The organism is Halarchaeum salinum, assembly GCF_039520965.1.
Lineage (GTDB): Archaea > Halobacteriota > Halobacteria > Halobacteriales > Halobacteriaceae > Halarchaeum > Halarchaeum salinum.
The window spans coordinates 80,984-107,080 of sequence record NZ_BAAABL010000042.1 but is presented as its reverse complement, the minus strand read 5'-3'; the positions used below and the strand labels follow the sequence as shown (position 1 = coordinate 107,080).

The 26,097-nt window shown below is 67.0% G+C and carries 34 protein-coding genes and 1 tRNA gene; 17 read left to right on the top strand and 18 right to left on the bottom strand.

Annotation, left to right across the window (positions count from 1 at the left end):
* Positions 1 to 68 precede the first annotated feature (68 nt).
* Together ABDZ36_RS06325 and asd are read left to right on the top strand one after the other, a co-directional pair.
* Positions 69 to 248, top strand: coding sequence for a 30S ribosomal protein S17e (locus ABDZ36_RS06325; RefSeq protein ID WP_211311224.1), 180 nt, complete (start codon positions 69 to 71; stop codon positions 246 to 248).
* Positions 249 to 296: 48 nt separating this feature from the next.
* On the top strand, positions 297 to 1,328 hold the full coding sequence (gene asd, locus ABDZ36_RS06320; RefSeq protein WP_211311223.1) for an aspartate-semialdehyde dehydrogenase: 1,032 nt from the start codon (positions 297 to 299) through the stop codon (positions 1,326 to 1,328).
* Between the two features lie 76 nt (positions 1,329 to 1,404).
* Here the strand turns inward: asd and ABDZ36_RS06315 are convergent, their stop codons facing one another.
* Together ABDZ36_RS06315 and ABDZ36_RS06310 are read right to left on the bottom strand one after the other, a co-directional pair.
* Positions 1,405 to 2,661, bottom strand: coding sequence for an RNA-guided endonuclease InsQ/TnpB family protein (locus ABDZ36_RS06315; RefSeq protein ID WP_211311222.1), 1,257 nt, complete (start codon positions 2,659 to 2,661; stop codon positions 1,405 to 1,407).
* A gap of 175 nt (positions 2,662 to 2,836) precedes the next feature.
* A complete protein-coding gene (locus ABDZ36_RS06310) occupies positions 2,837 to 3,079 on the bottom strand; it encodes a hypothetical protein (RefSeq protein ID WP_211311221.1) in 243 nt (80 codons plus the stop codon).
* A 252-nt stretch (positions 3,080 to 3,331) separates the two neighbouring features.
* Here ABDZ36_RS06310 and ABDZ36_RS06305 point away from each other — a divergent pair, with 252 nt between their 5' ends.
* On the top strand, positions 3,332 to 3,574 hold the full coding sequence (locus ABDZ36_RS06305) for a hypothetical protein (protein ID WP_211311220.1): 243 nt from the start codon (positions 3,332 to 3,334) through the stop codon (positions 3,572 to 3,574).
* A gap of 689 nt (positions 3,575 to 4,263) precedes the next feature.
* Here ABDZ36_RS06305 and ABDZ36_RS06300 read toward each other — a convergent pair.
* Together ABDZ36_RS06300 and ABDZ36_RS06295 are read right to left on the bottom strand one after the other, a co-directional pair.
* On the bottom strand, positions 4,264 to 4,992 hold the full coding sequence (locus ABDZ36_RS06300) for a universal stress protein (RefSeq protein WP_211311219.1): 729 nt from the start codon (positions 4,990 to 4,992) through the stop codon (positions 4,264 to 4,266).
* On the bottom strand, positions 4,993 to 6,435 hold the full coding sequence (locus tag ABDZ36_RS06295) for an APC family permease (protein ID WP_343749245.1): 1,443 nt from the start codon (positions 6,433 to 6,435) through the stop codon (positions 4,993 to 4,995). It abuts the gene before it with no gap.
* Positions 6,436 to 6,562: 127 nt separating this feature from the next.
* Between ABDZ36_RS06295 and hisD the strand changes: the two genes are divergently transcribed.
* The 4 genes from hisD to ABDZ36_RS06275 all read left to right on the top strand — a co-directional run bounded on the left by hisD (position 6,563) and on the right by ABDZ36_RS06275 (position 10,013).
* Positions 6,563 to 7,840 carry a histidinol dehydrogenase gene (gene hisD, locus ABDZ36_RS06290; RefSeq protein WP_343749263.1) on the top strand — a complete coding sequence of 426 codons (1,278 nt, stop codon included), beginning with the start codon at positions 6,563 to 6,565 and terminating at the stop codon, positions 7,838 to 7,840.
* 159 nt (positions 7,841 to 7,999) lie between these two features.
* Complete coding sequence (locus ABDZ36_RS06285) at positions 8,000 to 8,917, top strand: hypothetical protein (protein WP_211311216.1); 918 nt, start codon at positions 8,000 to 8,002, stop codon at positions 8,915 to 8,917.
* A gap of 67 nt (positions 8,918 to 8,984) precedes the next feature.
* Entirely contained in the window at positions 8,985 to 9,350 is a 366-nt protein-coding gene (locus ABDZ36_RS06280; RefSeq protein ID WP_211311215.1) for a HesB/IscA family protein, read from the top strand.
* 27 nt (positions 9,351 to 9,377) lie between these two features.
* A complete protein-coding gene (locus ABDZ36_RS06275; RefSeq protein ID WP_211311214.1) occupies positions 9,378 to 10,013 on the top strand; it encodes a hypothetical protein in 636 nt (211 codons plus the stop codon).
* A 93-nt stretch (positions 10,014 to 10,106) separates the two neighbouring features.
* On the opposite strand, the gene ABDZ36_RS06270 is transcribed toward ABDZ36_RS06275, so the two are convergent.
* From ABDZ36_RS06270 to ABDZ36_RS06260, 3 genes are all read right to left on the bottom strand, one after another.
* Positions 10,107 to 10,310 (bottom strand): dodecin, encoded by a 204-nt coding sequence (locus ABDZ36_RS06270; RefSeq protein ID WP_211311213.1) that lies wholly within the window; start codon positions 10,308 to 10,310, stop codon positions 10,107 to 10,109.
* A gap of 201 nt (positions 10,311 to 10,511) precedes the next feature.
* Positions 10,512 to 10,596 (bottom strand) — tRNA-Leu (locus ABDZ36_RS06265).
* 292 nt (positions 10,597 to 10,888) lie between these two features.
* The gene (locus ABDZ36_RS06260) at positions 10,889 to 11,176 is read right to left on the bottom strand and encodes a primase-like DNA-binding domain-containing protein (RefSeq protein ID WP_425545310.1); all 288 of its coding nucleotides are present in this window, start codon (positions 11,174 to 11,176) and stop codon (positions 10,889 to 10,891) included.
* A gap of 272 nt (positions 11,177 to 11,448) precedes the next feature.
* Between ABDZ36_RS06260 and ABDZ36_RS06255 the strand changes: the two genes are divergently transcribed.
* Positions 11,449 to 11,757 (top strand): transcription initiation factor IIB family protein, encoded by a 309-nt coding sequence (locus ABDZ36_RS06255; RefSeq protein ID WP_211311212.1) that lies wholly within the window; start codon positions 11,449 to 11,451, stop codon positions 11,755 to 11,757.
* Position 11,758: 1 nt separating this feature from the next.
* Here the strand turns inward: ABDZ36_RS06255 and ABDZ36_RS06250 are convergent, their stop codons facing one another.
* The 6 genes from ABDZ36_RS06250 to ABDZ36_RS06225 form a co-directional block, all read right to left on the bottom strand.
* Positions 11,759 to 12,238, bottom strand: coding sequence for a phosphopantetheine adenylyltransferase (locus ABDZ36_RS06250; RefSeq protein ID WP_211311211.1), 480 nt, complete (start codon positions 12,236 to 12,238; stop codon positions 11,759 to 11,761).
* Positions 12,239 to 12,278: 40 nt separating this feature from the next.
* Positions 12,279 to 12,800 carry a helix-turn-helix domain-containing protein gene (locus ABDZ36_RS06245; RefSeq protein ID WP_211311210.1) on the bottom strand — a complete coding sequence of 174 codons (522 nt, stop codon included), beginning with the start codon at positions 12,798 to 12,800 and terminating at the stop codon, positions 12,279 to 12,281.
* 52 nt (positions 12,801 to 12,852) lie between these two features.
* Positions 12,853 to 13,926 (bottom strand): glutamate--cysteine ligase, encoded by a 1,074-nt coding sequence (locus ABDZ36_RS06240; protein ID WP_211311209.1) that lies wholly within the window; start codon positions 13,924 to 13,926, stop codon positions 12,853 to 12,855.
* Between the two features lie 48 nt (positions 13,927 to 13,974).
* On the bottom strand, positions 13,975 to 14,613 hold the full coding sequence (locus ABDZ36_RS06235) for a fibrillarin-like rRNA/tRNA 2'-O-methyltransferase (protein WP_211311208.1): 639 nt from the start codon (positions 14,611 to 14,613) through the stop codon (positions 13,975 to 13,977).
* The gene (locus ABDZ36_RS06230; RefSeq protein WP_211311207.1) at positions 14,610 to 15,473 is read right to left on the bottom strand and encodes an NOP5/NOP56 family protein; all 864 of its coding nucleotides are present in this window, start codon (positions 15,471 to 15,473) and stop codon (positions 14,610 to 14,612) included. Before ABDZ36_RS06230 ends, ABDZ36_RS06235 begins: the two co-directional genes overlap by 4 nt.
* A gap of 64 nt (positions 15,474 to 15,537) precedes the next feature.
* Entirely contained in the window at positions 15,538 to 15,732 is a 195-nt protein-coding gene (locus ABDZ36_RS06225; RefSeq protein ID WP_211311206.1) for a hypothetical protein, read from the bottom strand.
* Between the two features lie 74 nt (positions 15,733 to 15,806).
* Here ABDZ36_RS06225 and ABDZ36_RS06220 point away from each other — a divergent pair, with 74 nt between their 5' ends.
* On the top strand, positions 15,807 to 16,385 hold the full coding sequence (locus ABDZ36_RS06220) for a DUF2391 domain-containing protein (protein ID WP_211311205.1): 579 nt from the start codon (positions 15,807 to 15,809) through the stop codon (positions 16,383 to 16,385).
* A gap of 94 nt (positions 16,386 to 16,479) precedes the next feature.
* On the opposite strand, the gene ABDZ36_RS06215 is transcribed toward ABDZ36_RS06220, so the two are convergent.
* Complete coding sequence (locus ABDZ36_RS06215) at positions 16,480 to 17,808, bottom strand: FAD-dependent oxidoreductase (RefSeq protein WP_211311204.1); 1,329 nt, start codon at positions 17,806 to 17,808, stop codon at positions 16,480 to 16,482.
* Positions 17,809 to 17,985: 177 nt separating this feature from the next.
* On the opposite strand from ABDZ36_RS06215, the gene ABDZ36_RS06210 reads away from it, so the two are divergent.
* The 3 genes from ABDZ36_RS06210 (at position 17,986) to ABDZ36_RS06200 (ending at position 18,969) form a co-directional block, all read left to right on the top strand.
* The gene (locus ABDZ36_RS06210) at positions 17,986 to 18,270 is read left to right on the top strand and encodes a DUF357 domain-containing protein (RefSeq protein WP_211311203.1); all 285 of its coding nucleotides are present in this window, start codon (positions 17,986 to 17,988) and stop codon (positions 18,268 to 18,270) included.
* Positions 18,271 to 18,343: 73 nt separating this feature from the next.
* Positions 18,344 to 18,736, top strand: a complete 393-nt coding sequence (locus tag ABDZ36_RS06205; protein WP_211311202.1) for a DUF2267 domain-containing protein — start codon at positions 18,344 to 18,346, stop codon at positions 18,734 to 18,736.
* A 47-nt stretch (positions 18,737 to 18,783) separates the two neighbouring features.
* Positions 18,784 to 18,969, top strand: a complete 186-nt coding sequence (locus ABDZ36_RS06200; protein ID WP_211311201.1) for a DUF7836 family putative zinc-binding protein — start codon at positions 18,784 to 18,786, stop codon at positions 18,967 to 18,969.
* A gap of 12 nt (positions 18,970 to 18,981) precedes the next feature.
* On the opposite strand, the gene ABDZ36_RS06195 is transcribed toward ABDZ36_RS06200, so the two are convergent.
* Complete coding sequence (locus ABDZ36_RS06195) at positions 18,982 to 19,380, bottom strand: translation initiation factor IF-2 subunit beta (RefSeq protein WP_211311200.1); 399 nt, start codon at positions 19,378 to 19,380, stop codon at positions 18,982 to 18,984.
* A 142-nt stretch (positions 19,381 to 19,522) separates the two neighbouring features.
* Between ABDZ36_RS06195 and ABDZ36_RS06190 the strand changes: the two genes are divergently transcribed.
* From ABDZ36_RS06190 to ABDZ36_RS06170, 5 genes are all read left to right on the top strand, one after another.
* Entirely contained in the window at positions 19,523 to 19,765 is a 243-nt protein-coding gene (locus ABDZ36_RS06190; RefSeq protein ID WP_211311199.1) for a UPF0058 family protein, read from the top strand.
* Positions 19,766 to 19,870: 105 nt separating this feature from the next.
* A complete protein-coding gene (locus ABDZ36_RS06185) occupies positions 19,871 to 20,770 on the top strand; it encodes a DNA-3-methyladenine glycosylase family protein (protein ID WP_211311198.1) in 900 nt (299 codons plus the stop codon).
* A gap of 25 nt (positions 20,771 to 20,795) precedes the next feature.
* The gene (locus ABDZ36_RS06180) at positions 20,796 to 21,104 is read left to right on the top strand and encodes an acylphosphatase (RefSeq protein WP_211311197.1); all 309 of its coding nucleotides are present in this window, start codon (positions 20,796 to 20,798) and stop codon (positions 21,102 to 21,104) included.
* An 82-nt stretch (positions 21,105 to 21,186) separates the two neighbouring features.
* A complete protein-coding gene (gene hflX, locus ABDZ36_RS06175; RefSeq protein WP_211311196.1) occupies positions 21,187 to 22,491 on the top strand; it encodes a GTPase HflX in 1,305 nt (434 codons plus the stop codon).
* Positions 22,492 to 22,579: 88 nt separating this feature from the next.
* Positions 22,580 to 23,206 carry a DUF1405 domain-containing protein gene (locus tag ABDZ36_RS06170; RefSeq protein ID WP_211311195.1) on the top strand — a complete coding sequence of 209 codons (627 nt, stop codon included), beginning with the start codon at positions 22,580 to 22,582 and terminating at the stop codon, positions 23,204 to 23,206.
* Positions 23,207 to 23,209: 3 nt separating this feature from the next.
* Here ABDZ36_RS06170 and ABDZ36_RS06165 read toward each other — a convergent pair whose 3' ends face one another.
* The 3 genes from ABDZ36_RS06165 to ABDZ36_RS06155 form a co-directional block, all read right to left on the bottom strand.
* Positions 23,210 to 24,007: an SDR family NAD(P)-dependent oxidoreductase gene (locus ABDZ36_RS06165; RefSeq protein WP_211311194.1), complete on the bottom strand. Its 798-nt coding sequence runs from the start codon at positions 24,005 to 24,007 to the stop codon at positions 23,210 to 23,212.
* Between the two features lie 64 nt (positions 24,008 to 24,071).
* Positions 24,072 to 24,560 (bottom strand): cyclic pyranopterin monophosphate synthase MoaC, encoded by a 489-nt coding sequence (gene moaC / locus ABDZ36_RS06160; RefSeq protein WP_211311193.1) that lies wholly within the window; start codon positions 24,558 to 24,560, stop codon positions 24,072 to 24,074.
* The gene (locus tag ABDZ36_RS06155; RefSeq protein ID WP_343749244.1) at positions 24,557 to 25,993 is read right to left on the bottom strand and encodes an NAD(P)H-hydrate dehydratase; all 1,437 of its coding nucleotides are present in this window, start codon (positions 25,991 to 25,993) and stop codon (positions 24,557 to 24,559) included. The genes moaC and ABDZ36_RS06155 overlap by 4 nt, the downstream gene beginning before the upstream one ends.
* Between the last annotated feature and the right edge of the window lie 104 nt (positions 25,994 to 26,097).

Sequence of the window (26,097 nt, the reverse complement as noted above, 5' to 3'; positions counted from 1 at the left end):
CGATTCGCGACCGCGTCCGGCGGAGTCGAATACAGAACGTTTTAACGCCCGCCGGTCGAACCCCGACCATGGCCATCAAGCCCGACTACGTCAAGAAGACGGGGAAGATCCTCCTCGAACGATATCCGGACGCGTTCAGCCGCCAGGACTTCGAGCACAACAAGGACGCCGTCTCCGAGCTCACGAACATCGAGTCCAAGGAAGTCCGCAACCGCATCGCGGGCTACATCACGCACAAGCGTAACTGAGCGTCGAAATCGAAGCCACTTTGTCGCCCTCACACATTTCGTGAGGTGATGACACGCGTTGCCGTACTCGGAGCGACCGGTGCCGTCGGACAGCGATTCATCCAACTCCTCTCCGACCACCCGACGTTCGAGATCGCCGCCCTGACCGCGTCGGCCGATTCGGCCGGCAGCCCCTACCGCGAGGCCGCGAAGTGGCGCGTCGACACGCCGATCCCCGAGGCCGTCGCGGACGTCGAAGTCGTCGAGACGACGCCCGAGGCTGTCCCCGACGATGTCGATCTGATCTTCTCCTCGCTCCCCTCCTCCGTCGCCGAGCGCGTCGAATCGGACTTCTGCGAGGCCGGCTACGTCGTCTCCTCGAACTCCTCGAACGAGCGCGGGGCCGACGATGTCCCCCTCGTCATTCCCGAGATCAACCCGGACCACCTCGACCTCATCGAGGTCCAGCGCGACAATCGTGGCTGGGACGGCGCGCTCGTGAAGAACCCGAACTGCTCGACGATCACGATGGTGCCGACGCTCGCCACGCTCGACGCGTTCGGCCTGGAGCGCGTGCACGTCTCGACCCTGCAGGCCGTCTCCGGCGCGGGCTACTCCGGCGTGACGTCGATGGAGATCCTCGACAACGTCATCCCGTACATCGGCGGCGAGGAGGAGAAGATGGAGACAGAGTCGCGCAAGCTCCTCGGCGAGTTCGACGGCAGTCAGGTGCAGTGGCACGACGTCGAGGTATCGGCGTCGTGTAACCGCGTCGCGACGCTCGACGGTCACCTGGAAAACGTCTGGGCCGAGCTCTCGGACGACCCGACGGTCGCCGAGATCTACGCGGCCTTCGACGACGCCGCGACGCAGGACCTCCACAGCGCGCCCGACCCGCTGATCGAGACGTTCGACGAACCGGACCGCCCGCAGCCACGTCTCGATCGGTTCCTCGGGAACGGCATGGCGGTCGCAGCCGGCGGCGTGCAGGAGACGCCCGCGGGCGTCCAGTACAACACGCTCGCGCACAACACGCTCCGCGGGGCGGCCGGGGCCTCCCTGCTCAACGGCGAACTGCTCGATCGCAACGGCTGGCTGTAAACCACCCCACCCTACTTCGCTCACCCGCAAGGGGTTCGCTCGTTGAGGGAGGGGCTTTGATGTGGACTCCCGGGACTCAACTGTCGGCGATTGGCCGATAGCCGTCACCGTTCAACGTCCCACCAGTTACACGCACGTCTACTGGTGCGTCTGCGCCCCCCGACGTGGGCGAGGAACGCAGGCTGTGCTGTCGCTTCCGCATATATCGGAGCCCGACGTTTTTCGCGCCGTTGTAATCCGCGTTGATTTCGTACCCGCACTTCAGACACTGGAACTGCTCGCCGTCGCGGTTATCTTCGTGCGTGAACCCACAATCAGTCCGAGAACACCGTTGACTCGTGTGGGCAGGCTCTACCTGCTCTACAGCCACCCCTCGGTGTGGTGCCTTGTGTTCGACGTATTCGATGAGACGGCGGAACGCCCACACATGATGCCAGTCAGCGTGAGGGAGTCGCTCTCGAATATCCGTTAACTCCTCGAACACGATCACGTCGCAGTCCTGTGCAACCGCTTCGGAAACCATCTCGTTGGCGACGGTGTGGATATACTGTTTCCGCCATGCTCGTTCTCGTTTCCCGAGTCGAAGGACGGCGTTGTGAGCGGCTTGTGTGCCGCGCTGTTGCATCTTCGCCCGCCGTTTCTCGAACTCTCGGATCCAGTGGTCATACTTGTCACCACTCCAGAATGTCCCCGTACTGGCGACAGCGAGACTGTTCACACCGAGGTCGATTCCGAGGACTGTCTGGTGCCCGGTATCGTCCGAAACCTCGATTTCAATAGCGTCACCGTCTCCGTCTACTTTCCGCGTTTTGACGTGGAAATAAAACTCGTTGGTCGCTTGGTCGTACTGGAGTGTACTCGTTCGAAACTCGTACCCTTCAGACAAGACGTACTCCTCATATGGTGTGGGGCTGTCTGCTGGCAACTCAAAGTCACACTCAATGCGTCCGTTCACTGTTGACAGTGAAATTTTGTTCCGGTAGAACGTCGCACTCCGCTTATCGTACACCATACTCCACGAGGTGAACTCTGGTTTGTTCGTCCGCTTGCCCTTCTTCCAGCGGTCAACACCACTATCGACTGCGTGGACGGCACGCCGAATGGCTTCTTGGACGAGGTTTGCCGTGAGGCTAGTCTCCTCGCGGAGCCGGTCATACAGGGCGTTTCTCGCTGGCACGTTCGAGGTGATACAGTCTTCGTAGCTGGTGTTGTCCCAGCAGTAGTCACTGGCTTCGTTCGCGCAGTAACGGAATTGCTCGGCGGTTTCGTGGAGGTCGTCGTGGTACTCGTCAGGAACGACAAGTTTGACCGGCGCGGTACGTCTGACCTCCATAGTTCAGATGTTTGACTATCGGTACTTAATGATTCGGGAGTCGGGAAGCTATTGGCTCGTGGGTTGTGTCATGAGTGTCGGCTTCCTCCCCGGCCCACTCGCTTCGCGCTTCCGACCAGTCGGAAGCCCTCACTCCGTGAGGCCGGGGGCTCCGCCTCGAAATTGCTGAGTCGGCTCAGGACACACGCTCAAAGAAGTGGACGACGGCGTTCCCCTCCTCGTCGGGAACGTCTAGGTCCGCCGCGTCACGTACTTCGACGGCCGTTATCTCGAACGTCGCGCCGTGTATCTCGAAGGTGTCGCCCGGGTTGGCGACGCGTTCGTGGAGCGTCAGCGTCTCGATCTCCCCGGCGAGGAGCTGGCGTTTGAGGTAGTCGCTCGGGACGTACCGATCGACGTCGAGTTGTTTTTGCTCCATGCTCGCTAATAGCATGCCATACGTTATCAAGCTTTGTGCCGGCTCGGAACGGTGGACGAACGTCTACTTCCGGTCTGCCGGCGTCGCACCCATTTGCGGGATGTCGTCCGTTGCGTCGTCCCGCTCCGCGTCGTCGTCCCGCCGCTACGACGTTCCTCGTGTCGATAGCCGCGAGCGCCGCCCGTACTCTCGGCTGACACCGTCCTCGCCGGTAAGGCAAGGGTTTTTGGCGGGCATCGGCAACGTCGCGGTATGAGCGGCACCGTTTCCCTCTCGTGCCACGCGAAGCTCGCCCGCGTGGTCCTCGACAACCGCGGCCCCCTCTCGCCCGCGGAGGTGGCGAGCGAGGCCCGTATCGACGAGGACGAAGCGCGCAACGCGCTCGCCGAGCTCGCGGACGCCGGCTACGCCGAGTGTGTCTGTGGCGTCTGCGAGACCCGCGAGCAAGTCTACCAGCTCGACGAGGACGCCCGCGACGTCGACGCCCACGCGTAAGCGCAGCCCTCAAACGCACCGCGCTCGTAGACCCGGACGCGCGCCTTTAGTCCCCACCTGAGCCCGCCCACTCTGGGTGCGATGACGCGTGGAGAACCCGGGTGCGCAGCATTCCGCGGTTCCGCGAGGGACCGCGCGATTAGGGCACGTCACGCCCCCCGTGGGGCCCAACTGACCCCGCGGCGATCCTGCCCGGCACGAGGGTTTCCCGGCCGACGCGGCACGCCGCCTCGGGATGAGGCCGGTCGTTAGTGTTCCGGGCAGTACATACGACCTTTTGCAGTCGTGAACGAGACGCTTCGCGTCTCGTGGGATGCCGAAAGACGCGACGAGTTGCGTCTATCGACCACGCTACGCTCGTTTGCAAAAACTCGACCACTGCGGAAAATCAGCGATTTCCCGCCGTCCAGCCAGAACGGCTAGCTACGCCGTTCTGGCGACAAAAACCGTCGTCGTTCCTTTCAGTCGCTCCTCGACCTCGCTCACGTTCGTTCGCAAGAGTGAATCGGCGACCTTCCGGGTCCTCGGTGAGGCCGAGGTTCTCGCTTACCCGCACTCGCCTTCGGCTCGCGCGGACTCCGAACCGCTCGGCCGCCGAACAGATACCCTCGTTTCTCGTTCAGAACCATCGAGACACAAACTTTCTCGCCGCCGTTCGTTTGAGCTGTGCGAGCGCGGGAAAAGGCGCGTTACGCCTCGCGCTCGCGCACAACGAGCACGGGCGCGACAGCGCCCTCGGCGACGCGTTCTGCGTCCTCGCCGAACAGTGCGGACCAGAGCGACTCCTCGCCGGCACCCATGACGATGAGATCGAACGCCGCGGAGCGCGCTACGATGTCGCGGATCGGTGACTCGGCGACGGTCGTCTCCGTCGTGATCCGCGCGGCGTCCAGGCCGCGCTCGCGCAGGCTCGTTCGGGCGTGCTGAACGGTCTCCTCGGCGTCGAAGCCGCCGCTTTCGATCCCCCAGAGCGTCACGGTCCCCTCGCCGTCTGCGAGGAGCGTGGCGACGAGGTCCGCGAGGCGCTCGTGGTCAATCGCGCCGCGGAACGGGACGACGATGTCGGAGACCTCACTGACGGGGTTCGGGAGGAGGATGGCAGTCGCGCCGACCTCGGCAGCGACGCGCTCGACGGTCTGGTCGCGGTCGTGGGTAAACGAGACGCGCGTCTCGACGTCGCCACCAGACTCGCGGAAGACCGCGGCGAGGTCCTCGACGGCCTCCCGTGCGCGGTCCTCGAACTGCATGCTCGCCTGTTCGGTCGGGGTCTGCTCGGGGAGGACGTGATAGCCGAGGACGACGACGTCCGCGGGCGCGAGGAACGCCGCGAGCGACGACGAGATCGACTCTCCTTCGAGCACTTCGACAGGTACGAGCACCTTCGGCGGTTCACGGATCGCGAGATCGGTCTCGGACATCTAGAGCACCCCCTTGAGCGTCACGTCGCTCGCGTAGTACTTGTACCATCCGGCGGCCGCGATCATGATGGCGACGCCGATGATCTGCGACGCGAGCTGCATGAAGAAGATGAGGCCGAAACTCGAAATCGCGCCGAGACCCGCGACGAGCGGGTAGGCTGGCACGCGGAAATCCGGGTCGTACCACTCGGGCTCGTTCCGGCGCATCGCGATGAGCGCGACGCACATCAGCCCGTACATGATGAGGTGGAGGAAGGAGGCGACTTCGGCGAGCACCTCGGTCTCGCCGAGCGCAACGAGCACGAGGACCGGCCCGCCCGCCATGGCGAGCGCGACGTGTGGCGTCCCGTACTTCAGGTTCATGCGGCTGGCCTGCTCGGGAATGAGCGCGTCTTTGCTGACGGCGAAGACGGCACGCGATGTCGAGAGGATGGAGGCGTTCGCGGAGGAGACAGTTGCGAGCAGGCCGGCGAGGAGGATGGCCACGACGCCGACCGGCCCGAGGAACTGATTCGCGACGTTGACGATGGCGGTCTCGCCGGCCTGCCGGAGTGCCTCGTAGCCCATCGCGCTCGTCGCGACGAAGATCGTGGCGACGTAGAGCACGCCGACGATGAGAACGGAGCCGACCATCGCGAGCGGGAGGTTCCGGCCGGGTTTTTTGATGTCGCCGGCGACCGTCGCGACCTGCGCGAAGCCGAGGTAGGAGGTGAAGACGAGCGCCGCGGTCGTGAACACCGGGGCGACCCCGAACGGCATGAACGTCTCGGGCGTCGTCTGCGTCCCGAAGACGCCGAGCGCGTCGAGCCCGCCGTAGCCGAGGAAGGCGACGAGGATGGAGAGCAGGAGGCCGACGACGTAGTTCTGGAGTTTGGCGGCGTTCTCCGTCCCGACGAGGTTGAGGATCGTGAGGAGCACGCCGAAGACGAGCGCGAGCGGCGTGACGACACCGATACCCGCGATGGCCGTGGGGAGGCCGGCCTGTTGGAGCATCTCCACCGCGTAGTTGCCGAAGCCGACGAGGTAGAACGCGGTCGCGAAGACGAGCCCAAGCCAGATGCTGATACCGACGACCGCGCCGGGGAGCGCCCCGAGCGCCCGCGAGATGAAGTAGTAGCCGCCGCCGGATTTCGGCATCGCGGTCGCGAGCTCGGAGGCGGGAAGCGCGACCAGCAGGGCGATGACGGCACCGATGGCGAACGACCCGGCGGCCGCCGGACCGGCGCGTCCCGCAGCGATCCCCGGGAAGACGAAGATGCCCGCGCCGATCATCGTCCCGACGCCGATGGCGATCCCGCCTGTGAGACCGATCGAGCGTTCGAGTTCCGTCCCCTCCTCGGTCACTGTCGTCTCGTCCGTGACCTCCTCGGGATGGCCGACCTGCGCCGGTGTCTCCCCGGCTCTGTTCGTGTTTGCTTCCCCGTTCTCGTGAGTCGATCCCACGGGCAGATGTCGCGAACGCCTCGGGCAATAAGGTGGTGGCCTGCCGGTGACCGTCGCGTGCGCTCTCTCGCCCATCCCGCGTAGCGTAACGGTTTACCGCCGCCCGCGCGACGTATCGGGTATGACCATCGAAGCCGAGGCGCTCGCGGATCTCGGGCCGGCGCGACGGCGCGCGCTGTTCGAGCGCGACGCCGGGATCGACGCGGTCCGCGAGGACGTCAGCGACATCGTCTCACGCGTCCGTACGGAGGGTGACGCCGCGCTCCGCGAGTTCGCGAGCGAGTTCGACGGCGTCGAGGTCGGGAACATCGACGTCACCGACCAAGCCGAGCGCGCGTACGACGACATCGACGACGACGTCCGCGAGGCGATCGAGACCGCGATCGGGAACGTCCGGGCGTTCCACGAGGCCCAGATGCCGGCGGACTGGACGGAGACGTTCGATGGACGCGAATTGGGGCGACGGTTCCGGCCAGTCGAGCGCGTCGGCGCGTATGCCCCGGGCGGGGCGGCGACGTACCCCTCCAGCGTCATCATGACCGTCGTCCCCGCGAAAGTCGCGGGCGTCGAGCAAGTGGCGGTTGCAACCCCACCTGCGGAGGAGATGCACCCCGTGACGCTCGCGGCTTGTCACGCGGCGGGCGCGGACAGAGTGTACGCCGCGGGCGGCGCGCAGGCCATCGCCGCACTCGCCTACGGGACGGAGACGGTCGATCGCGCCCAGTTGATCGTCGGACCGGGCAACAAGTGGGTAACTGCGGGGAAGGCCGAAGTGCGTGGGGACGTCGAGATCGACTTTTTGGCTGGTCCCTCCGAGATCTGCGTTGTCGCCGACGAGACCGCAGATCCCGACTACGTCGCCGCCGACCTGCTCGCACAGGCCGAACACGATCCCAACGCGTCCGTCGTCGCGGTGACGGACGACGAGCGCACCGCGGACGCGATCTCTGCGGCCGTCGCGGCGCACCTCGATGAGCGCGAGCGCGCCGACGTCATCGAAGCGGCGCTCGACTCCGACGCCAGCGGCGTCTTCCACGCGCGCTCGATGAGCGAGGCCGTGTTGTTCGCGGAAGAGTACGCTGCTGAACACCTCTCCATCCAGGCCGACGACGACGAGGCGATCCTGGATCGGATCGACGACGCCGGGAGCGTCTTTCTCGGGCCGTACACGCCCGTTGCGGCGGGCGACTACGCGACCGGGACGAACCACGTCCTCCCGACGAACGCGGGCGCGCGAGTGACCGGCGGACTGAGCGTCGATACGTTCCTCCGTGCGAGCACCGTGCAGCGCCTCGATCGAGACGCACTCGCGGACCTCCGTGGGACCGTGACGACGCTCGCGAACGCGGAAGGGTTGGAGGGCCACGCGAACAGCGTCGAGACGCGCTTCACGGACGAGGAGTGAGTCGATGCCCGTGGGCCCGCTCGACGAGCGCAACGCCGGGCGGTTCGGGCGTGAGGTGACGGGACGCCGGGCGAGGCAGGCGTGAGGCGACGGGACGCCGCGACGTGTCGGCAGATGAGATGCCCCAACAGCTAACACCGGTGTCGACGAGTACTCAACATGGCGACTCATACGCCGTCGCGTACCCGATCGCGGCGGGTGGCGACACACGTCGGTGCGGTCGTCGCGTTCCTCACCGCCGTCGTCGTCTGGCAGCGGGCCGTTCGCGTCGTGACGCGCGCTGCGGTCGCGTCCCTCCCGTTCGACGGCCTCGTCTTCAGCGGATTCCTCTCCGCCGCCGTGTTCCTCGTCGGACTCGCACTCCTCGCCGTCGGCTGGGCGCGATACCGCGGCGTCGACCTCGGGGTCAAGTGGCCGGCACGCGCGCACTGGCCGTTGATCGTCGTCGCCGGGTCCGGTGCCGTTGCACTCATCGCTGCGACCGCCGTGCTCGGTGCACTGACCGCCGTTCCCTACGGCGCGCTTGCGAAGGTGCAGTACGGGACGCTCGATCCGATTGCGCCCGTACTCGCCGTTGCCGGTCTCGGCGTCCTCGTGAGCGTTCCGGGGCTCGCCCTCGTCTGTCAGGTCCTCGTCCAGACGCCACTCCGCGCCGTCTTCGGCGGCGAGCGCGCCGTCATCGCGACGACGGTGCTCACGAGCGTCGCATTCGTCAGTGATACCGGCGGCCTCGCAGCCGTCCCGTCGATCGGCCGGCTGTTCGGTGTCGCCCTGCTCGCGGCGCTCGTCGGCCTCGGCGTCGTCGTGAACGCGCGCGACGTGGACGGTTGGCGGCGGCTGTTCGTCCTCGGTGGCCTCCTCCTCGTCGGCATCGCAATCGTCGGGTCGGCTCTCCTCGGTGTCGACTCGATCGCCGGCGTCGCGTACGCCCTCGCGCGAGTCGGTGTCCTCGCACTCGCCGCGCTCGTCTACGAGCGGAGCGCGTCGCTGCTCGCTTCGATACTCGTCTACCTCGCGTTCGCGCTGACGAACGTCCTCGTCCTGCTCACGACCGCTGGTGGCCCAGCCCCGTTCTGAGTCAGCGATACCGGCGGATGGCCGACCCGACGCCACAGTTAACCATCTGGGCGACGTTACGCCGACTATGAGCACGACTGTCGACGGCGGTTCGACGACCGGGACGGTCAGCGTCACGGAGGACGCCGCCGAACAGGCCCTCTCGCTGCTCGACGGCGAGGGGCTCGACACGGATGTCGCGGGGCTGCGCCTCTTCGTCCAGCAGGGCGGCTGTGCCGGTCTCTCCTACGGGATGCGGTTCGACGACGCCCCCGAGGAGGACGACACGATCGTCGAGGCCCACGGCCTGCGCGTCTTCGTCGACCCGGCGAGCGAGCAGTACATCGCGGGAAGCGAACTCGACTACGAGAGCGGCCTGCAAGCCGCCGGCTTCGACGTCACGAACCCGAACGTCGAGGCCGAGTGTGGCTGCGGCGAATCCTTCCGCACCTGATTTAGGCGCGCTCTCCCACGTGGGGATATGCCCAGCACGCGCGCGGACGCCCTCGGGACCGTCGCGGGCTACGCCGAGGCCGCCCGCCACACCCACGAGGGAACCCTCGAATCGTTCACGGACCGCCACGGTACGGACTGTCGCGGCTATCGCTTCACGACGACCGATGACGAACCCTTCTTGGTCTACGGCCCGGAGACCGCCGAGTACCTCTACGTCACCTCGCATCACTCCCCGGTCCAGGCGGTCGGGTTCGAACTCGGTGAGTCCGACATCGAGGAGTACGCCTCGCGGGACATCGCCTACGAGGACGGCGACGAACCCGAGCGCCACGTCGCCGCGCGCGCCGTCATCGACGAGGCTGAGGGAATGCGCGAGGCCATCGAGACCATCGAGGACGACTGCGACACGACGGATGTCCTCTACGAACCCCACTACACGCGCAACGGCGCGCTCGTGGACTTCTACGTCCACCGTCGACTCTTCCCCAGCGGGCGATTCGCGGCCGAGGACTTCGACGACGCCGTCCGCGCCGTCACGTCGACGGTTGCGCGGGCGTACCACGCCTACTACCGCATCCTCGACCTCCCGGCGCTGGCGGGCGACGAGGAGAACCCGCCGGCGCGCCCCGACTACGTGAGCGGCGGGCGCGGGTTCCAATAACGGTCTCGAAGAACGCGACGCAACCAGCAAGAACCGAGCGGCGGCGCTCTCGTCCTGTCGTCGAGTTGCAAAAAACGGACGGCGATCGGCGCGTCAGTCGTCGTCGAGGCCGAACGCGACTTCCACTTCGACCTGATACTGTCGTCCATCGCGCCCCTCGATCCCGACGCGCTGCTCGACGACTTCGGCCCACGAGACGTTGTCGAGCGTCTCCTCGGCGCGATCGAGCGCGTCGTCGACGGCGTCGTCGAAGCTCTCGGTACTAGTTCCGACGAGGTCGATTTTCTTGTAAACCATGGTGATAGGTAGACCCTATCAGGAAGATGCACGTCTCGAAACTTAAAGGCACTCGCCATCGACCGGTTCGTTCCGCTCGAACCTCGATCAGAACATGCACAGGAGACGGATTCGAACCGGAACCAGACGTGCTCGCACTGCTGCGCGCGCCTGATAGGGTTCGAACCCGCTCCGATTCCCTCACTCGCGCCGCTCGCTCAGTGCACGGGACCGGATTCGAACCGGCGGACCCCTTCGGGATAGCGTCCTAAGCGCTACGCCGTTGGCCAGGCTTGGCTACCCGTGCGCACCTCGACGATGGGCCGAGTTCCCTAAGAGGGTGTCGCCTTCGCCGTGGGATTCTGTCGCTCGACCGCCTCATGGACGGTCTGTCCCTTTGACAGCTCTCAGACCGTCATACGCCCGAAGCAATCCGTTCTCGGTCGAATGAGTCTGTGGTCGACACGCCTCTGACCCTTCGGGGTGTGGTAGCTTACTGCTGGCCACAGACACACACGTCGCGTCCAGTGCTCTGGTGGGACCAGTAGTGCAAGAGCAACGCGAGTCAGGGGTACACACCGTGCGTCCACTGCTCTTCGCTAGAGGTGTGTGGGAGTATCGAGATCGTTGAGGGCCTCTGCAATTGTCTCGAAGCCGATATCCGTCTCGTAGGAGTTGTACTTTCCGTCAGAAAGGCCGTCGTTGTTCTGCTGTTTCGTTGCTAGCCCAAGCATCGCGAGATCGTCGAGACGGTCACGGAACCGTCGCTGTGAGAGTGGCGTCGTCGCATTCTTCTCGCAGAGACGTTCGTACGTCCCGTAGAGTTCGGACGTTCGGACGTCCGTTCCACTGTGCTTACAGCGGAAAGCAAGCGTGAGGATCGTCAGCTGTTCGACCTGATACAGTATCCTCCGCAGCCACTGTATCCGAACAACTCTTCGACCTGGTAGACTTGCTCATTGGCGTTCAATCAGGTCGACAGGGCAGTCGACTACGTGAAAAGCACTGGACGCACGGTGTGTGTCCCCCATTCTCATGTCACCATCCTTGCATCTCTCACGATAGCACTGGACGCAGCGTGTGTGCGTCTCGACGAAGTTCCCGAAGCGGGTGTCGCCTTCGCCGTGGGCTTATGTCGCTCGACCGCCTCATGGACGGTATGTACCGTGCGGGCGACGCGTTCGCGAACGCCGAGTGGGTGGCAAAACTCGATCGCGTCGCGGACAGACTCGATCTCGACGCCGAGGCGCGTTCGAGCGCCGAGGACCTCTTCCTCTCCGGGGTCCCCGAAGAGGAGCGCTCGAAGCGCGCGGCGCTCGCAGCGGCGGTCTACGCGGGGTCACTCGTCGCGGGCGATCAGCGCTCGCAGACAGCGGTCGCGGAGGCCGCGGACGTCTCGAGGCAGTCCGTTCAGGGGCGCTGGAAGGACCTCCTCGCGGATGCAGGTCTCGAACCGCCGACGTGGTAGGTCACTCCCGCGGTGCCGCGTCGGGCGTCACGTTGCCGTGTTCGTCGATCTCGCCGTTGACGATCCGCGTCGAAGAGATGACGCCGTCGTCCTCGGCTTCGACGCGAGGGACGACCTCGATTCGGAGGGGGTCGTAGCCACGTTCGCGGCGGATCTCGTTGACACGCTCGGCACCCGCCTCGGTCTCGGGGGAGACGACGAGCGCGTCGAATTCGGGTTCGACGGCGATGCCGGTCGGCTCGGTGAGTTCGCGGATCTCGTAGTCACGCCCGTACTCGTTGGCGAACCGTTCGAGTTCGTCCGCGAGGTCGCGTTTTCGCGCCGAGAAGGGGCGGACGTGGCGCTCCTCCTGACGGGTGCGGGGTGCGAGGTCGTCGCTCGTCAGGCCGACGGTGACGTCCCCGAGTTCGAACGCCCGCTCGAAGAGCGCCCGATGACCGTCGTGGATGGGGTCGAACGTCCCGCCCAGCGCAACGTTCATACACCGGCCGAGGGTTCCGCTATGTTTAGCCGTTTGGGTCTCAGGCGTTCCGCTCGTCGCTCTCGTCGGCCGTCGCCGCGTCGCCCTCGACGCCGTCCTCCTCGTCGTCTTCATCCACCTCGATACGGACCGGCTGCCCGTCCGCGCCGTCCTCACTCCCGAGGGTGAAGATTGTGTTCAGTTCGTCCTGTACGCCGCCGACGACACCGCCGACGAGGTCGCTCGGCGCGATGGCGGTGTACTCGTAGGGGTTGTTGCCCGCGCCCTCGCTCTCGCGCTTGCGGCGCTCGACGGTGTCCTCGGTGGCGAGCTCGGCGAGCGCCTCGCGCACCGTGCTCGGGTAGAGGCCGGTCCCTTCGGCAACCTCCTCGCTCGTGCTCCACGGATGCTGTCGAAGGTAGACGTAGATCCGCGCGCGCGTCTCGGTGTCGAGCATCCACGAGAGGATGTCGACGACGCGCTCGTCGAACCCGGATCGCGCCCGATCCGCGCCCTCACCGATCCGGTCGCGAGCGCTTCGCTCCCCCTCGTCCTCGGGTGTGTCTGCTGTGTCCTCGGACATACGTCGTTCTCGGGAGAACACAAGCCCCGACCGCGTAAAAACTTCTTGCTCGTCAGAGCCGGATCGCGTCGTAGAGTGCACGCGCGCCCTCGCGTTCGTGGACGCGGCGCTGGAACGCCGCCCCGCTTTCGGCCTCGTAGACGTCGCGGATACCCGTGACGCCCAGTCGTTCGCACTCTCGATCGACGACTTCGCCGAGCGTCACGGTCCCGTCGCCGTCGCGGGCGATGAACGAGGCGTCATGACCGCGACGCGTCGCGCGCCACTTGTTCTCGTCGAGGAGTTCGCGCCGGTGGCCGTAGCCGGGTTCGCCGTCCGCATACCGCTCCGCGAGGTCGACGACGAGCGCGTGCACGTACCGGACGAACGCCTCGACGACCGCCGGGTCGTGCTGGGCGTCAGGCGCGCGGACCTCGACGGTGCCGTGGCCTGAGTGGGGACGGACGTCCCACCAGATCTCGCCACGGTCCTCCATCGACCCGTGCTCGACCATCCGCTCCTCGAAGGCGTCGAACGCCGCGTAGGAGTCGAACGCCGTCGGCATCCCCGTGTTCGGGAGGTTCTCGAAGACCTTCGCGCGTGCGGAGGAGAGCCCGGTGTCGTGGCCGTCCCAGAAGGGCGAGTTCGCGGAGAGCGCCAACATCACGGGGAGGTACCATCGGATCTCGTTGGCGATCCACATCGCCTTATCCGCGTCGTCGACGCCGACGTGGACGTGGAGCCCCGCGGTCGTGTTCCGGTGTTGGGGGTATTGGATCCGATCGAGTTGCGAGCGATAGCGGGGTTTCTCGGCGTGTTCGTGCTCGCGCCAGCGTGCGCCCGGGTGGAGGCCGGCGGCGGCGACGCCGTAGCCGTGTTCGGCCGCGTAGGAGACGAGAGTGTCCCGGATCTCGCGGATCGTCGCGCCGGCGTCGTCCGGCCCGTCGAGTTTCGGCGTCTGGGTCTCGATGACGAACTTGAACAGCTCGTGATCGAGCCGGTCGGCCAAGAGCGCGGGGGGGTCGGCCTCGTACACGAGCGTGTCGCTCCCCGCCGTCGGGCGTCCGTCGGTATCGACGAGGAAGAACTCCTCCTCGACGCCGAGCGTCCCGAGCTCACTGAACGCGTCCGGTGAACCCGTCGTCATTCACCCGGCTTTCGAGTGGGCCGAGTTTATAAGTACCGAAGGCGGCCCTCAGCGCGGGGTCGCGACGACCGCGAGGTGATCGTCGTGGTACGGTTCGAGGCGCTCGCGCGCGACCACCTCGTAGGTCTCGCGCAGATCCGCGAGCGCGTCCGCGAAGACGTCCTCGGGATCGGCAGTGACGTCCTCGCTTCGGGCCTTGATCGAGAGCACGAGCCGGCCGTCGGGTGCGAGGAACCGCGCGTTCTCGGCGGCGACGCGCGCCTGTCCACGCGTCGCCACGTCCTGCACGAGCACGTCGAGATCGCCCTCGACGACGTGTGCGTATGTCTCGGGCTTGCGAGCGTCCTTCAGGAGAGGGAAGAGGTTCGGCCGGTTCTCTGCGACGTCGAGCAGGTCGCGTGCGGAGCGCGGTGCGAACTCGACGGCATACGTCGGCCCGGCGACGTCCGCGACGTGGCTCACCGTCGTCCCGTTCGCCGCGCCGAGGTAGAGCACCGAATCGCCCGCGTCGAGGCCGGTGTCGAGGCCCTTCGCCAGCGTTGCGCCGAGCTTCGATCGATGCGGGTCCCAGCGCCGCCACTCGCCGTCGGTCGGTTCGCCGTACACCGGCGATCCGCGCGTCGCGAGCGCCGGGCCGTCGCCGAAGTCGTGGCGCGCGATGCCGGCGGGAAGATCGTGCTCGCTCATTCGTTGCCCTCCCCGTCGCCGTACCGTGCGCGGATCGTCGCGATGCGCTCGTCGAGTTCGTCCTCGATCGACGGCCGGTAGTCGCCCGAATAGTGATCGATCCGCGCGCCGATCGTCAGCTTGCCGGCGAGCGCGCGCGCCGCCGACCCGCGCTCGTCGGGGTGGGTTCCGCGGACGTACTCGTGCGTGTAGATCACGCCGTGCTTCGGCGAGGGGGCGTTCCCGCGGAGGTGCGCGAATAGCGCGTCCTCCGCGCCGAGCACCTGGACGGTGCCCGAGGGCATCTTCGCGAGAGCCTCGAGGCCGCCGGCGAGTTCGATCAGCCGCGCCGCGAGGATCGGGCCGGCCATCGACGCGAGGTTCGGCGCGACCGCCGGCACCTGGCGTTCGAGGAACGCCCGCTCGGCGTCGCGCTCCTCGGCGAGCGCGACGACACGCTCGGCGAGCGAGACGATACGCTCCTCGGCGTCGGTCTCGGGGTCGCGCCCCGCGAGGTCGCGGGCGTAGGCCACGCCCGTCCCGGGGTCGTCGTCGATCGCGCCGCCCCACTCCGCGAGGCGTTCGGCGAGTTCGTTCGTCGTCGCGGCGAGGTCGTCCATCGCGCGGATCGCGTGGACGACCTGTCGGTCGTCGGCGGATTCGCGTTCGCGGACGGCGCGGCGTGTCGCCGCTACCGTCGCCTCGTGGAGTGCGTCGTAATAGTCGTCCTCGTCGGCCGCGAAGCCAGCCTCGACAGCCCGCTCGGGCCAGTCGGCGGGCGCGTCCGCGCTGCCCTCACGGACGGCCGCCACCGCGGCGTCGGTGTCACCGGTCTCGACACCGGCGAACCAGCCCGCACTCGCGGGCGTCTGGTCGGTCATGCGCCCGGCTACGCCGTCCGGTCGTATAGGCGTTCCCGAACGCGGGAAGAAGAGCGGCGCGCGACTACTCGTGCGTGATCTTCCGGACGCGGCCCTCGGCACCGGACTTCAGTTTGACGACGGTACCCTCCGGATCGGCTTCCTCGACGACGGCACCGACTTCGCCGATAATGGGCTCCTTGCCCTCGCCCTGCTCGATCTCGACGGTCATTCCCTTATCGAGCTGTCGCGGCTCCGGATAGTCCGGGAGTTCTGGCATGAGTGAGAATGTCGCGTGGATTCCCCAAAGGCGTGGCGGCCGACTTTTTGTACCGTCGCAACATCATTCGATCCATGGGCGACACGGAGACGGCGAATGGGGACGATGATGGTCCGTCGGACGTCTCCGACCTCATGGACGACCTCGAAGCGCTCGAATCCCATGTGGAGAGTCCGGCGGGCCGCGAGGCCGTCGCCGAAGCGATGGCGACCGCGGCCGAACTCGGCCACCGTGGCGCGTTCGGTCGCGTCATCCACGGCTTCGACCGCGCGGATGCCGCGGAGGCCACCCTTGGCAGCGTGCTGTTCGCGATGCCGATGGTCGTCGAAGGCGGGACGCGCGATGTCGGCATCCATATGACCTCCCACCCCATCGGATTCCTCGGGACGGTCGCCGCCACTGTCGCGATGGTGTACGGGATCCTCTACGTTGCCGACATCCAGGACGTCCGCGTCAAAAACCCGTTATTCGGGGTTATCCCGCGACGCCTCGCTGGCGTCATCACGATCTCGCTCGGCATTACCGTCCTCCTCTTCACCGGCTGGGGACAGATTGACTGGAACGACCCCTGGCTGGCCGTCTGTATCGTCGTTGTCGCGTGGGCCCCGACGGCCATCGGGGCCGCGCTCGGCGACATTCTCCCGGGATCGTAGGGGCGCGGTGAGCGTCAGCGAGCGGAGCCGCCCGTTTCTTCCGCCTTTTTCGAGCGAATGGTTCGCGAAGCGAATCCGAGCCGGACAGAGACGGTTAGTCGTCCGCGGGCGCTTCCGCGCTGCCCTCGGCTTCGCCGGTCGCTTCCGGCAGTGCGCCCTCGAGGTACTCGTCGGCGTCGAGCGCGGCCTTCGAGCCCATCCCGGCAGCTGTCACGGCCTGCTGGTAGTGGAAGTCGACGACGTCGCCCGCGCCGAAGATTCCCTCGACGTCGGTCGCGGTCTGGCCGGCACCGTGGCCACCCTGCGTGCGGAGATAGCCTTCGTCGTCGAGTTCGACGCCCGTGTCCTCTAGGTAGGACGTGTTCGGTGTGTGGCCGATGGCGACGAAGAACGCGCCGACGTCGAGCGTGCGCTCTTCGGTCTGGCCGTCGTCGAGTTTCGCCGTGGGGTGGCCTTCGGGGTGGTAGACGAGGTCGACGCTGTCGACGCCGTCCTGCGGGCTCCCGTGGATTTCGGTCGCCTCGGTGTTCCAGAGGACCTCGATGTCGCCCTCCTCGACGTGCTCCTGCACCCGGTTCTCCCAGTAGTCCTCCGCGCGCAGCTCGTCGCGGCGGTGGACGAGGTAGACGGTCTCCGCGAACTTCGTGAGGAAGACGGCCTCCTCGGCCGCGGCGTCGCCGCCGCCGACGACGACCATGTCCTCGCCGCGGAAGAACGCGCCATCACACGTCGCACACGTCGAGACGCCGTAGCCCATCAGTTCGTCCTCGCCAGGGATGCCGAGCGTCCGCGCGGACGCCCCGGAGGCGGCGATAACGGCGTCTGCGGTGTAGACGTCGCCATTTTCGAGGGTGACGCGGAAGGGACGAACGTCGTCGTCGACGGACGCGACGATGCCGTGTTCGAGCTCCGCACCGAAGCGCGTGGCCTGCTCTTTCATATCGTTGACGAGCGTCGACCCGTTGATCCCCTCGGGGAAGCCGGGGTAGTTGTCGACCTCGCTCGTGAGAGTGAGCTGGCCGCCGGGCTCGTCGCCCTCGAAGAGCAGCGGATCGTTGTCGGAGCGCGCCGCGTAGATGCCGGCGGTGAGCGCTGCGATCCCCGTGCCGGTGACGATGAGCTCGCGGTGTTCGACGACGTCGTCGTCGCTCTCGTCGGCGATGCCGAGCTTCTCGTCGAGTTCGCCTGTGGCGTCGAGCGCGGAGGTGTCGTCCCAGCCGCCGATGAGTTCGTCGTCGATGAACACTTCGGGGGCCGTTTCGCGGCCGTTCGCGCGCTCTTTCATCTCTGCGAAGCGCTCCTCGTCGTCCGTGACGTTGTACGTCACGTAGTCGACGCCCTTCGCGTCGAAGAGGTCCTTTGCCTTCTCGCAGTACGGGCAGTCGATCTTCGTGTAGATCTCTACGCGCGGATCGTCGCTCATACGCGCTAGAACGGGATTCGGGGGCTTGTAGGTTGCGCCACCCGGGAGGCTGGCCGGTGTCGCGTGCACGCGGGCGAGGGCGAAAAACGAGGTGCGATCGTCTGAACGCCCACGGCGCGCACCCACCCGGACGACCACGACGACACGCTTACGCCGGAAGGGCGACGCAGTAGGGGTATGCCCGCCGAACTCGCCGAGAAGACGGACCGCTACGAGGCGCTGCTCGCCGAGGCCCTCGCCGAAGCGGAGCCGGTCGCGCCCGAGGGAACGCCGCTCGCCGACGCCACCGCCGAGTACGAGGAGATGGCGCGTTCGTACCTCGAGGACGGACGCCATTTCCGCGAGCACGACGACCCGGTGAACGCCCTCGCCGCGTTCAGCTACGGCCACGCGTGGCTCGACGCGGGCGCGCGAATCGGCCTCTTCGACGTCCCGACTGAAGGCCACCTGTTCACGGAGTGATCGTCGCACCGAGACGTGACGACTTGCGGGCGGCCAGTAGCCTTAGGCGGGTGCGCTGGTACAATCGAGTCGCATGCAACACGACGAGTTCGTCGGCGACGTGCAGCATCGACTCGAACTGGCATCGAACGGCGAGGCTATCCGGGCGACGCGCGCCGTCCTGACGACGCTCGGCGAGCGCCTCCAGGCCGACGAGGCCGCGGACCTCGCTGGCCCGCTCCCCATGGAGATCGATCGCTTCCTCCACGAGGCCGACTCCGGGCAGATCTTCGACTACGACGAGTTCGTCTCGCGCGTCTCACAGCGCGCCGGCGTCGAGCCGTCCGATGCGGCCTTCTACGCGAAGGTCGTCGTCGACGTCGTCGAGGACGCCGTCCCGGATACGGAGCTGGACGACGTGACCGCCCAGCTGCCCGCGGAGTACGACGGGATCTTCGAGCTCCTCGAAGACGAGTCGTACTACTGACCCGTCCGCCAGTACCTTTTTTTCGCCGGCCCACCCAGCAAACAGGTATGCCGAACGAAGCCTACGTTCAACTGCTGTGTCCCGACTGTACGAAACACTGGGAGGAGTCGCCGAGCGACCTCCCCGCGCCCGACGAGAACTTCGACTGTCCGGACTGTGCGGCGACCTACCGGACGAGCGAGTTCATGCGTACTGACCGGGACCTCGAGAACCTGAAGCGGTTGCAGTCCTGAGGCGTCGCGTCCTCAGAGCGTCGTCCGCGCACCGCACGCGTCACACTGCAGGTGTGTCGTGCCGTCCTCCTCGACGAGGTTCGTGTCCGGGAGTCCGCACTCCGGACAGCGGACGTACTGCTCGACGTAGTCGTCGAGCGACTCCGCGATGCGCTCGGCGTCGAACTCGCCGGTGAGCCGGACGCGCCCGTTCTCGTCGACCTGTGCGGCCGTCCCGAGGTCGCTCTGGATGAACTGGAGGACGTGGCGCTGGTCGCGATCGAGGCGGTCGAGCGTCGCCGGGAAGTTCTCGTAGATGGTGAAGTTGCCCTCGGTGCGGACGTCCGGATCCGGCACGTCGAAACGCGACTCGTCGGCGTCGATCTCGGACTTCTCCGACATCGCCCGGTCGAGTTGCTCGTCGTATCCCATACACGGGGGGAAACGCCGGCGGCCTAAAAGCGTTTCAGCCCCACACCCGACCGACGCCTCTCGCGTTCTACCCGCCGAAAAACCGTGTGTCAACAGTTATCAAGATAATACTATAACCCTCCGGGCGATAGGAATTGATGTCATGAAGAAACAGGAGCTCATCCACCTTCACGGGCTTCTCGCAGAGGTAGGCAACTACTACGCGAAGTGTGAGGGCGAGGCCTCGCTTGACCTCGATGAGTACGAAGAACTGGGCATCCGACCGACATCGATTCACAAGTCGAAGACCGACCACAAGGCGGCTGTTTTCGCGCTGGCCGGCGACATCACGACCGCGATGGACTCCGAGGAGAGCACGGAGAAAGTCGCGGCCCAGGCCGACTGAAACCCGACGACGAGCCGGGTCCGTATCCGTACGATCACGTAGCGACGGCTGTTCCTCGCGGACGAAACCGACACCCTTTGGCCCCCGCGCCGCCGAGCGAACGCAATGCGAACCGGTTCGGTGCCGCTCGCCGACCTCGCCGGTGGCTTCGATCTGCAGGCGACCCTGGAGAGCGGACAGACCTACCTCTGGACGCGTGAGGATGGTGCGACGTACGACGCGGACGGCGCGCACGGTGGCGACGCGTGGTACAGCACCGTCGTCGACGGCGAGGTGCTGCGCGTCCGCCAGCGCGACGGCGTCCTCGACTGGCAGAGCACGACGGACGCCGAGGAGCTCCTGTTCGACCTCCTCGCGCTCGACGACGACCTGTGTGCCGTCCGTGAGGGGGCGAGCGACGACGAGCTGATCCGTGAGGCCTACGAACGCTACTGGGGCCTCCGGATCGTTCGTGACCCCTTCTTCGGCTGTCTCGTCTCCTTCATCTGCTCGGCGCAGATGCGCGTCGCGCGGATCTTCGGGATGCAGGAGGCGCTTCGCGAGACGTACGGCGAGGAGATTACCTTCGATGGGCGGTCCTACTACGCCTTCCCGACGCCCGACGCGCTCGCCACAGCGAGCGAGGCCGACCTCCGCGAGTTGAGCCTCGGCTATCGCGCCCCTTACGTCTCCCGAACGGCGGAGCTGGTCGCCTCGGGCGAACTGACGGAGGACGACGTTCGCCACGAGGACTTGGAGGCTACCCGCGAGGCCCTGAAGGGGTACGTCGGCGTCGGCGACAAGGTCGCGGACTGCGTCGCACTCTTCTCGCTCGGCTATCGCGACGCCGTCCCGCTCGACACTTGGATCCGCACGGCCATCGACGAGTATTATCCCGACTGCGCGACGGGGAACTACGCCGAGACGTCGCGCGCGATCCGTGAGGCGTTCGGGCCGAACGCCGGTTATACGCAGACCTACGTCTTCCACTATCTGCGCAGCGGCGACGGCGAGGACGGCAGCTAAGTGGCCGGCGGACGAGTGTCCGTCCATGAGCGACAACGGCGATCGAGACGGGAGTGACGACGAGACCGTGCGCGCACACGTCCACGTCATCGGGCGCGTCCAGGGTGTCTATTACCGAGCGAGCACCCGCGATGCGGCGCGCGAGCGTGGCGTCGACGGCTGGGTGCGGAACCTCGACGATGGCCGCGTCGAGGCGGTCTTCGAGGGACCGCGGGGGGCCGTCGAGGCGATGGTCGAGTGGTGCGAGACCGGAAGTCCCTCAGCGGACGTCGATGCCGTCGACGTCACGTACGAGGAGCCCGCGGATATCGATGGGTTCGAGATCGAGCGCTGAGATGGGGGCGGTGCACACGGGTTAGGTGTGACGGCGCACACGGATTGCGCTTAAGTGGGTTCGGCCCGTATTGGCGACCCGAGTGACAGGCGCATCTACCGCTTCCGCCGTCGTGGCGAAACGCGTCGACGACGGGGAGCCCGACACGAAGGAGATCCGCGAACTCGTCCGCGCGGCCGGCTACGAGGTCGCGGGCGAGGTTACGCAGAGCCGCACGGCCGATCCCGCCCTCCAGCTTGGCGAGGGGAAGGTCGGAGAGCTCGCCGCGCTCGTCGCCGAGACGGGTGCAAAGACGGTGGTGTTCGACAACCGCCTCGGGCCCTACCAGACGTTCAACCTCGGCGATCACCTGCCGGGCGGCGTCACGGTGATGGATCGCTTCACGCTGATCCTGGAAATCTTCGGCCAGCGCGCGCAGACGCGCAAGGCCCAACTCCAAGTGGAGCTCGCCGAGTTACGCTACGAGCTGCCGCGCGCGGAGGCGAAGGCGAGCCTCGCGAAGCGCGACGAGCGCCCGGGGTTCATGGGACTCGGCGAGTACGACGAGTCACGCGAGCAGGACATCAAAGCGCAGATCTCGCGCATTCGCGACGAGCTCGAACAGATCGAGACGACGGAGCGCCAGCGCCGCGATCGCCGTCGCGAGTCCGGCTTCGACCTCGTCGCGCTCGCGGGCTACACGAGCGCGGGAAAATCCACGCTAATGCGCGCGCTCGCCGAGGATCTCGACCTCGACGAGAACGAGGCGCTCCATCCCGACCTCGACACCACCGCGGAGTCCCGCGACGAGCTGTTCACGACGCTCGGGACGACGACGCGCCGCATGGACGTAGAGGAACGCGACGTCCTCCTCACGGACACGGTCGGCTTCATCAGCGACCTCCCCCACTGGCTCGTCGAATCGTTCAAGCCGACGCTCGATTCGGTGTATCAGGCGGACCTCGTGTTGCTCGTCGTGGACGCGAGCGAGCCGATCGGGGAGATCCGCGAGAAACTCGCCACCTCCCACGACACGCTCTCCGAGCGCAACGAGGCACCGATCGTCACCGTGTTCAACAAGGTCGATCAGGTACCCGACGAGGAACTCGCCGAGAAGCGCGAGGCGCTCTCGGCGCTCGCACCGAACCCGGTCGCCGTGAGCGCGATCGACGAAATCGGGCTTGACGACCTCCGCGAGCGCGTCACCTACGCCCTCCCGCGCCGCGAGAAGGAGCGACTCGTCCTCCCGATGACCGACGAGACGATGAGCGTCGTCTCGTGGCTCCACGACAACGCCCACGTCGAGGACGTGATGTACGGCGACGACGAGGTCGTCGTCGCCTTCGAGGCGCGCCCGAAGGTCGTCGAGCAGTCCCGTGATAAGGCGAGCACGCTCGCATCCGCGTAAGTCGAGACGGAAGCGATCACGGCAAGAGTGATCACGGCAGGAGAGCAAGGCGGGAAGCCTACAACGTGGCGCGGTGTAGCGCCCCGGTATGCGGACCCTCATTCCGGAGCGGATCGCCGCCCCGTATCTCGACGTCGAACTCTCCCGGTTCCTCCTCCTCTGCGTGAACGCGGTCGGAATCCTCGTCGGGTTGAACTTCTACCTCGACCAGATGGCGACACACAGCGTGCTCGCGTGGCCGCTCCTTATTGATAGCCCGCTGTCACTGTGCTGGATGACGGCCAGCCTGCTCACCCTCTGGGGGCTCGGTCGGCGCTACTACCCCTCCTCGCCGGTCCTCGACACGCTGAACACGATCGCACTCGCGTCGATGGTGAAGTACGGGCTCTGGACCGCGTTCACGCTCAACTACTTCTTCGGTGCGTACTACCCCGAGGTCTGGAGCTACTGGGGCATTCTCTTCACGCATCTCGTGATGGTTGCAGAAGCGTTCCTCATCCCGTACTACGGGCGGACGAGCGCGTTCGCGCTCGGCGTCACCGCGCTCTGGTTCGTCGCGAACGACGTCGCGGACTACGCCTTCGACCTCCACCCGCACCTCCACGCCTCGACGACCGGCCCGCTCCCGTGGGTGACGCCGCTGCTCTCGCTCGGCGCGCTCGCACTCGCGTGGTACTGCCTCGACGGCGGCCGGAACGACCCGACGGCGCTCTGAGCGCTATACGTCGATACTGGGGATCGCGCCGCCGTCGATGCGGTACGTGGAGCCCGTGACGTACGAGGCGACGTCGCTCGCGAGGAAGGCAACGACGCCCGCGATTTCCTCGGGCTCGGCGAACCGCTCCACGTCGATCATCGGCTTCTCCTCTTCGAGGAAGGCCTGGACGGCCTCCTCCTCGGTGATGTCGCGCTCCGCGGCGATATCCGCCATCATCCCCTCGACGAGCGGCGTCATCGTCGTCCCGGGCGCGATGGCGTTGACGAGCAGGCCGTCGTCCGCGTAGGCGCGAGAGAGGTTCGTCGTGAGGTTCACCATGCCGGCCTTCGCGGCGCTGTACTGGGGCATCTTCGCGTGCGGCATCAGCGCCGCGTCGGACGCAACGTTGACGATGCGCCCCCAGTCGTCCTCGCGGAGGTGAGGGAGGGCTTCCTGCGTGACCGTCATCGTCGAGAAGAGCGTCGTCTCCATCACGGCGCGCCACTCCTCGCGCGGGACGTCCGCGAGCGGCTCGAAGGGGCCCGTCGTGCCGACGTTGTTCACGAGGATGTCGAGCGTGCCGTACTCCGCGACCGTCTCGTCGATCAGCCGCTCGACGTCGTCGTCGACCGTCACGTCCGCCCGTACGGGGAACACCTCACCGTCGATGTCCGCCGCGGCCGCGTCGAGTTCGTCGGCGTCACGCGCACAGATGACGACGTGCGCGCCTTCCGCGGCGAGCTGGTCGGCGATCGCTTTCCCGATGCCCTTGCTGCCGCCGGTGACAAGCGCGACCTTCCCGTCGATTCCGAGGTCCATATGCGACGATGGGACCGGCCACCCGGTAGGCGTTCCGGCGGCCGCGACGCTCGCCGCCTCCGCGCTATTCGAGCGCGCGTTTCTCTTTTGAGACGACTTCGACGCCCTCGATGGCGGTGCCGGGATACTGTCCGTCCGCATTCTTTTCGGCGGCCTTCACCATGTCCCAGACGACGTTCAGCCCGGTCGTCACGCCTTGTAGCGCCTCCATCTCGCAGCCCGTCTTTCCGGTCGTTTCGACGGCGACGTCGAGGACGACGCGATCCTCGCGGACATCGAAGACCGTCTCGACGTTCGTGATCGGGATTTGATGACACATCGGGATCGTCTCCCATGTGTGTTTGACCGCCTGCACCGCGCCGACGCGCGCCGTCGCGAGCACGTCGCCCTTCCCGATCTCGTCGTCGCGGATCGCGGCGATCGTTGCGGCCTGTAATCGGATCTCGCCGCGCGCGACCGCCCGGCGCGCCGTGTCGGGTTTGGCACCGACGTCGACCATCTGGACGTCGCCCTCCTCGGTCGTATGCGTCAGCTCCTCGGACTCCTCGCTCATCGTTCACCCCACAGTGCCGTCGGGATCGCGCCGAGGAGATCGGAGGCGAGCAGCCCGTACCCCTGCTCCTCGACGACGGCGTCGCCCGCGGTCCCGTTGGCGTACGCCGCGATCGCCGCGGCCTGCGCGGAGTCCTGCGTGGACGCCATCGCGCCTGTGATCCCTGCGAGCACGTCACCCGTTCCGCCGACCGTCATTCCGGGGTTTCCGGTCCGGTTCGCGCGCGTCGTCTCGCCGTCCGAGATCACGTCGTACGCGCCCTTCACGAGGATAGTGGCACCGAGGTTGGCCGCGAACTCCGCGACGAGCGCGGCGCGCTCCTCCCAGTCGTCGACGCGCGGGCCACCCATCGTCGCGAGTTCGCCCTGGTGAGGTGTACAAATGAGGTCGGCGTCGGTGTCGACATCGGGCACGACCTGGAGCGCGTCGGCGTCGACCACGGCCGTCCCCTCGTAGCCTGCGAGGAAGTCACGGACTGCGTCGAGGGTGTCGTTTGCTCCCCCGAGCCCGGGCCCGATGATGACGACGTCGCGCTCGGCAGCATCGGCGAGCAGGTCCTCGACGTGGCGCGGCTGGAGACACTCGCCCGCGAACGGCTCGACGATGAGGTCCGCCGCGTACCCCTGTACTTCGCCCGCGATCGCGTCCGGACAGGCGACGTACGCGAGGTCCGCGCCCGCCCGGAGCGCCGCCTGGGCGCAGAGTGCCGGTGCGCCCGTATAGGGGCCCCCGCCGATCACCATTACGCGGCCGAAATCGCCCTTGTGTGCCGTCGGATCGCGTTCGAGCGAGAGCAGGTCGCCCGGCCCGACGAACATCTCTGCGGCCGCGGGAATGCCGATGTCCGCCACGGTCACGTCGTCGCGGCCCTCGAGTCCGGGTTTCAGTTTGTGAAAGGTGACGATCCGGTCGGCCTCCACCGCCACGTCCGCCACGTCGCCCGTGTCCGCATCCATTCCGGACGGAACGTCCACCGACACGACCGTCGCGTCGGCCTTGTTCGCCGCGACGATCGCCGAGCGCTCGGGTTCGCGCAGTGCGCCGGTCACACCGGTCCCGAGCACCCCGTCGAGGACCACGTCGGGGTCGCCGAGATCGAGCGCGGTCGAGTCGAGGACGCGTTTCGTCTCGATCTCCGCCGCCTGTAACGCCGCCCAGTTCTCCCGCGCGATGTCCGTCGTGATCGTCTCCGGGCGGCCGAGGAGCGAGACGGCGACGTCGAAGTCGGACGCTAAGAAGCGCGCGGCGACGAACGCGTCACCGCCGTTGTTCCCGCGTCCTGCGACGATGGCCACCGAGTCACCCGGCTCCGCGACATCGCGGACCGCGCGGGCGAGGGCGTGCCCGCTCGACTCCATCAACTGCTTCGTCGAGACGTCGAGGGCGGCCGCGTTCCGGTCCACGGCCGCCATCCGTGCTGCGGTGATGGTCACGCCACGGGGTTGGCGCGAAACGCCCCTAAAGGCTACTGCCGGCGCGTCGCCGCGCCACCGGGGCGCGTTCGTGGCGACATCGATCGCACCGTGGCACGACGCGC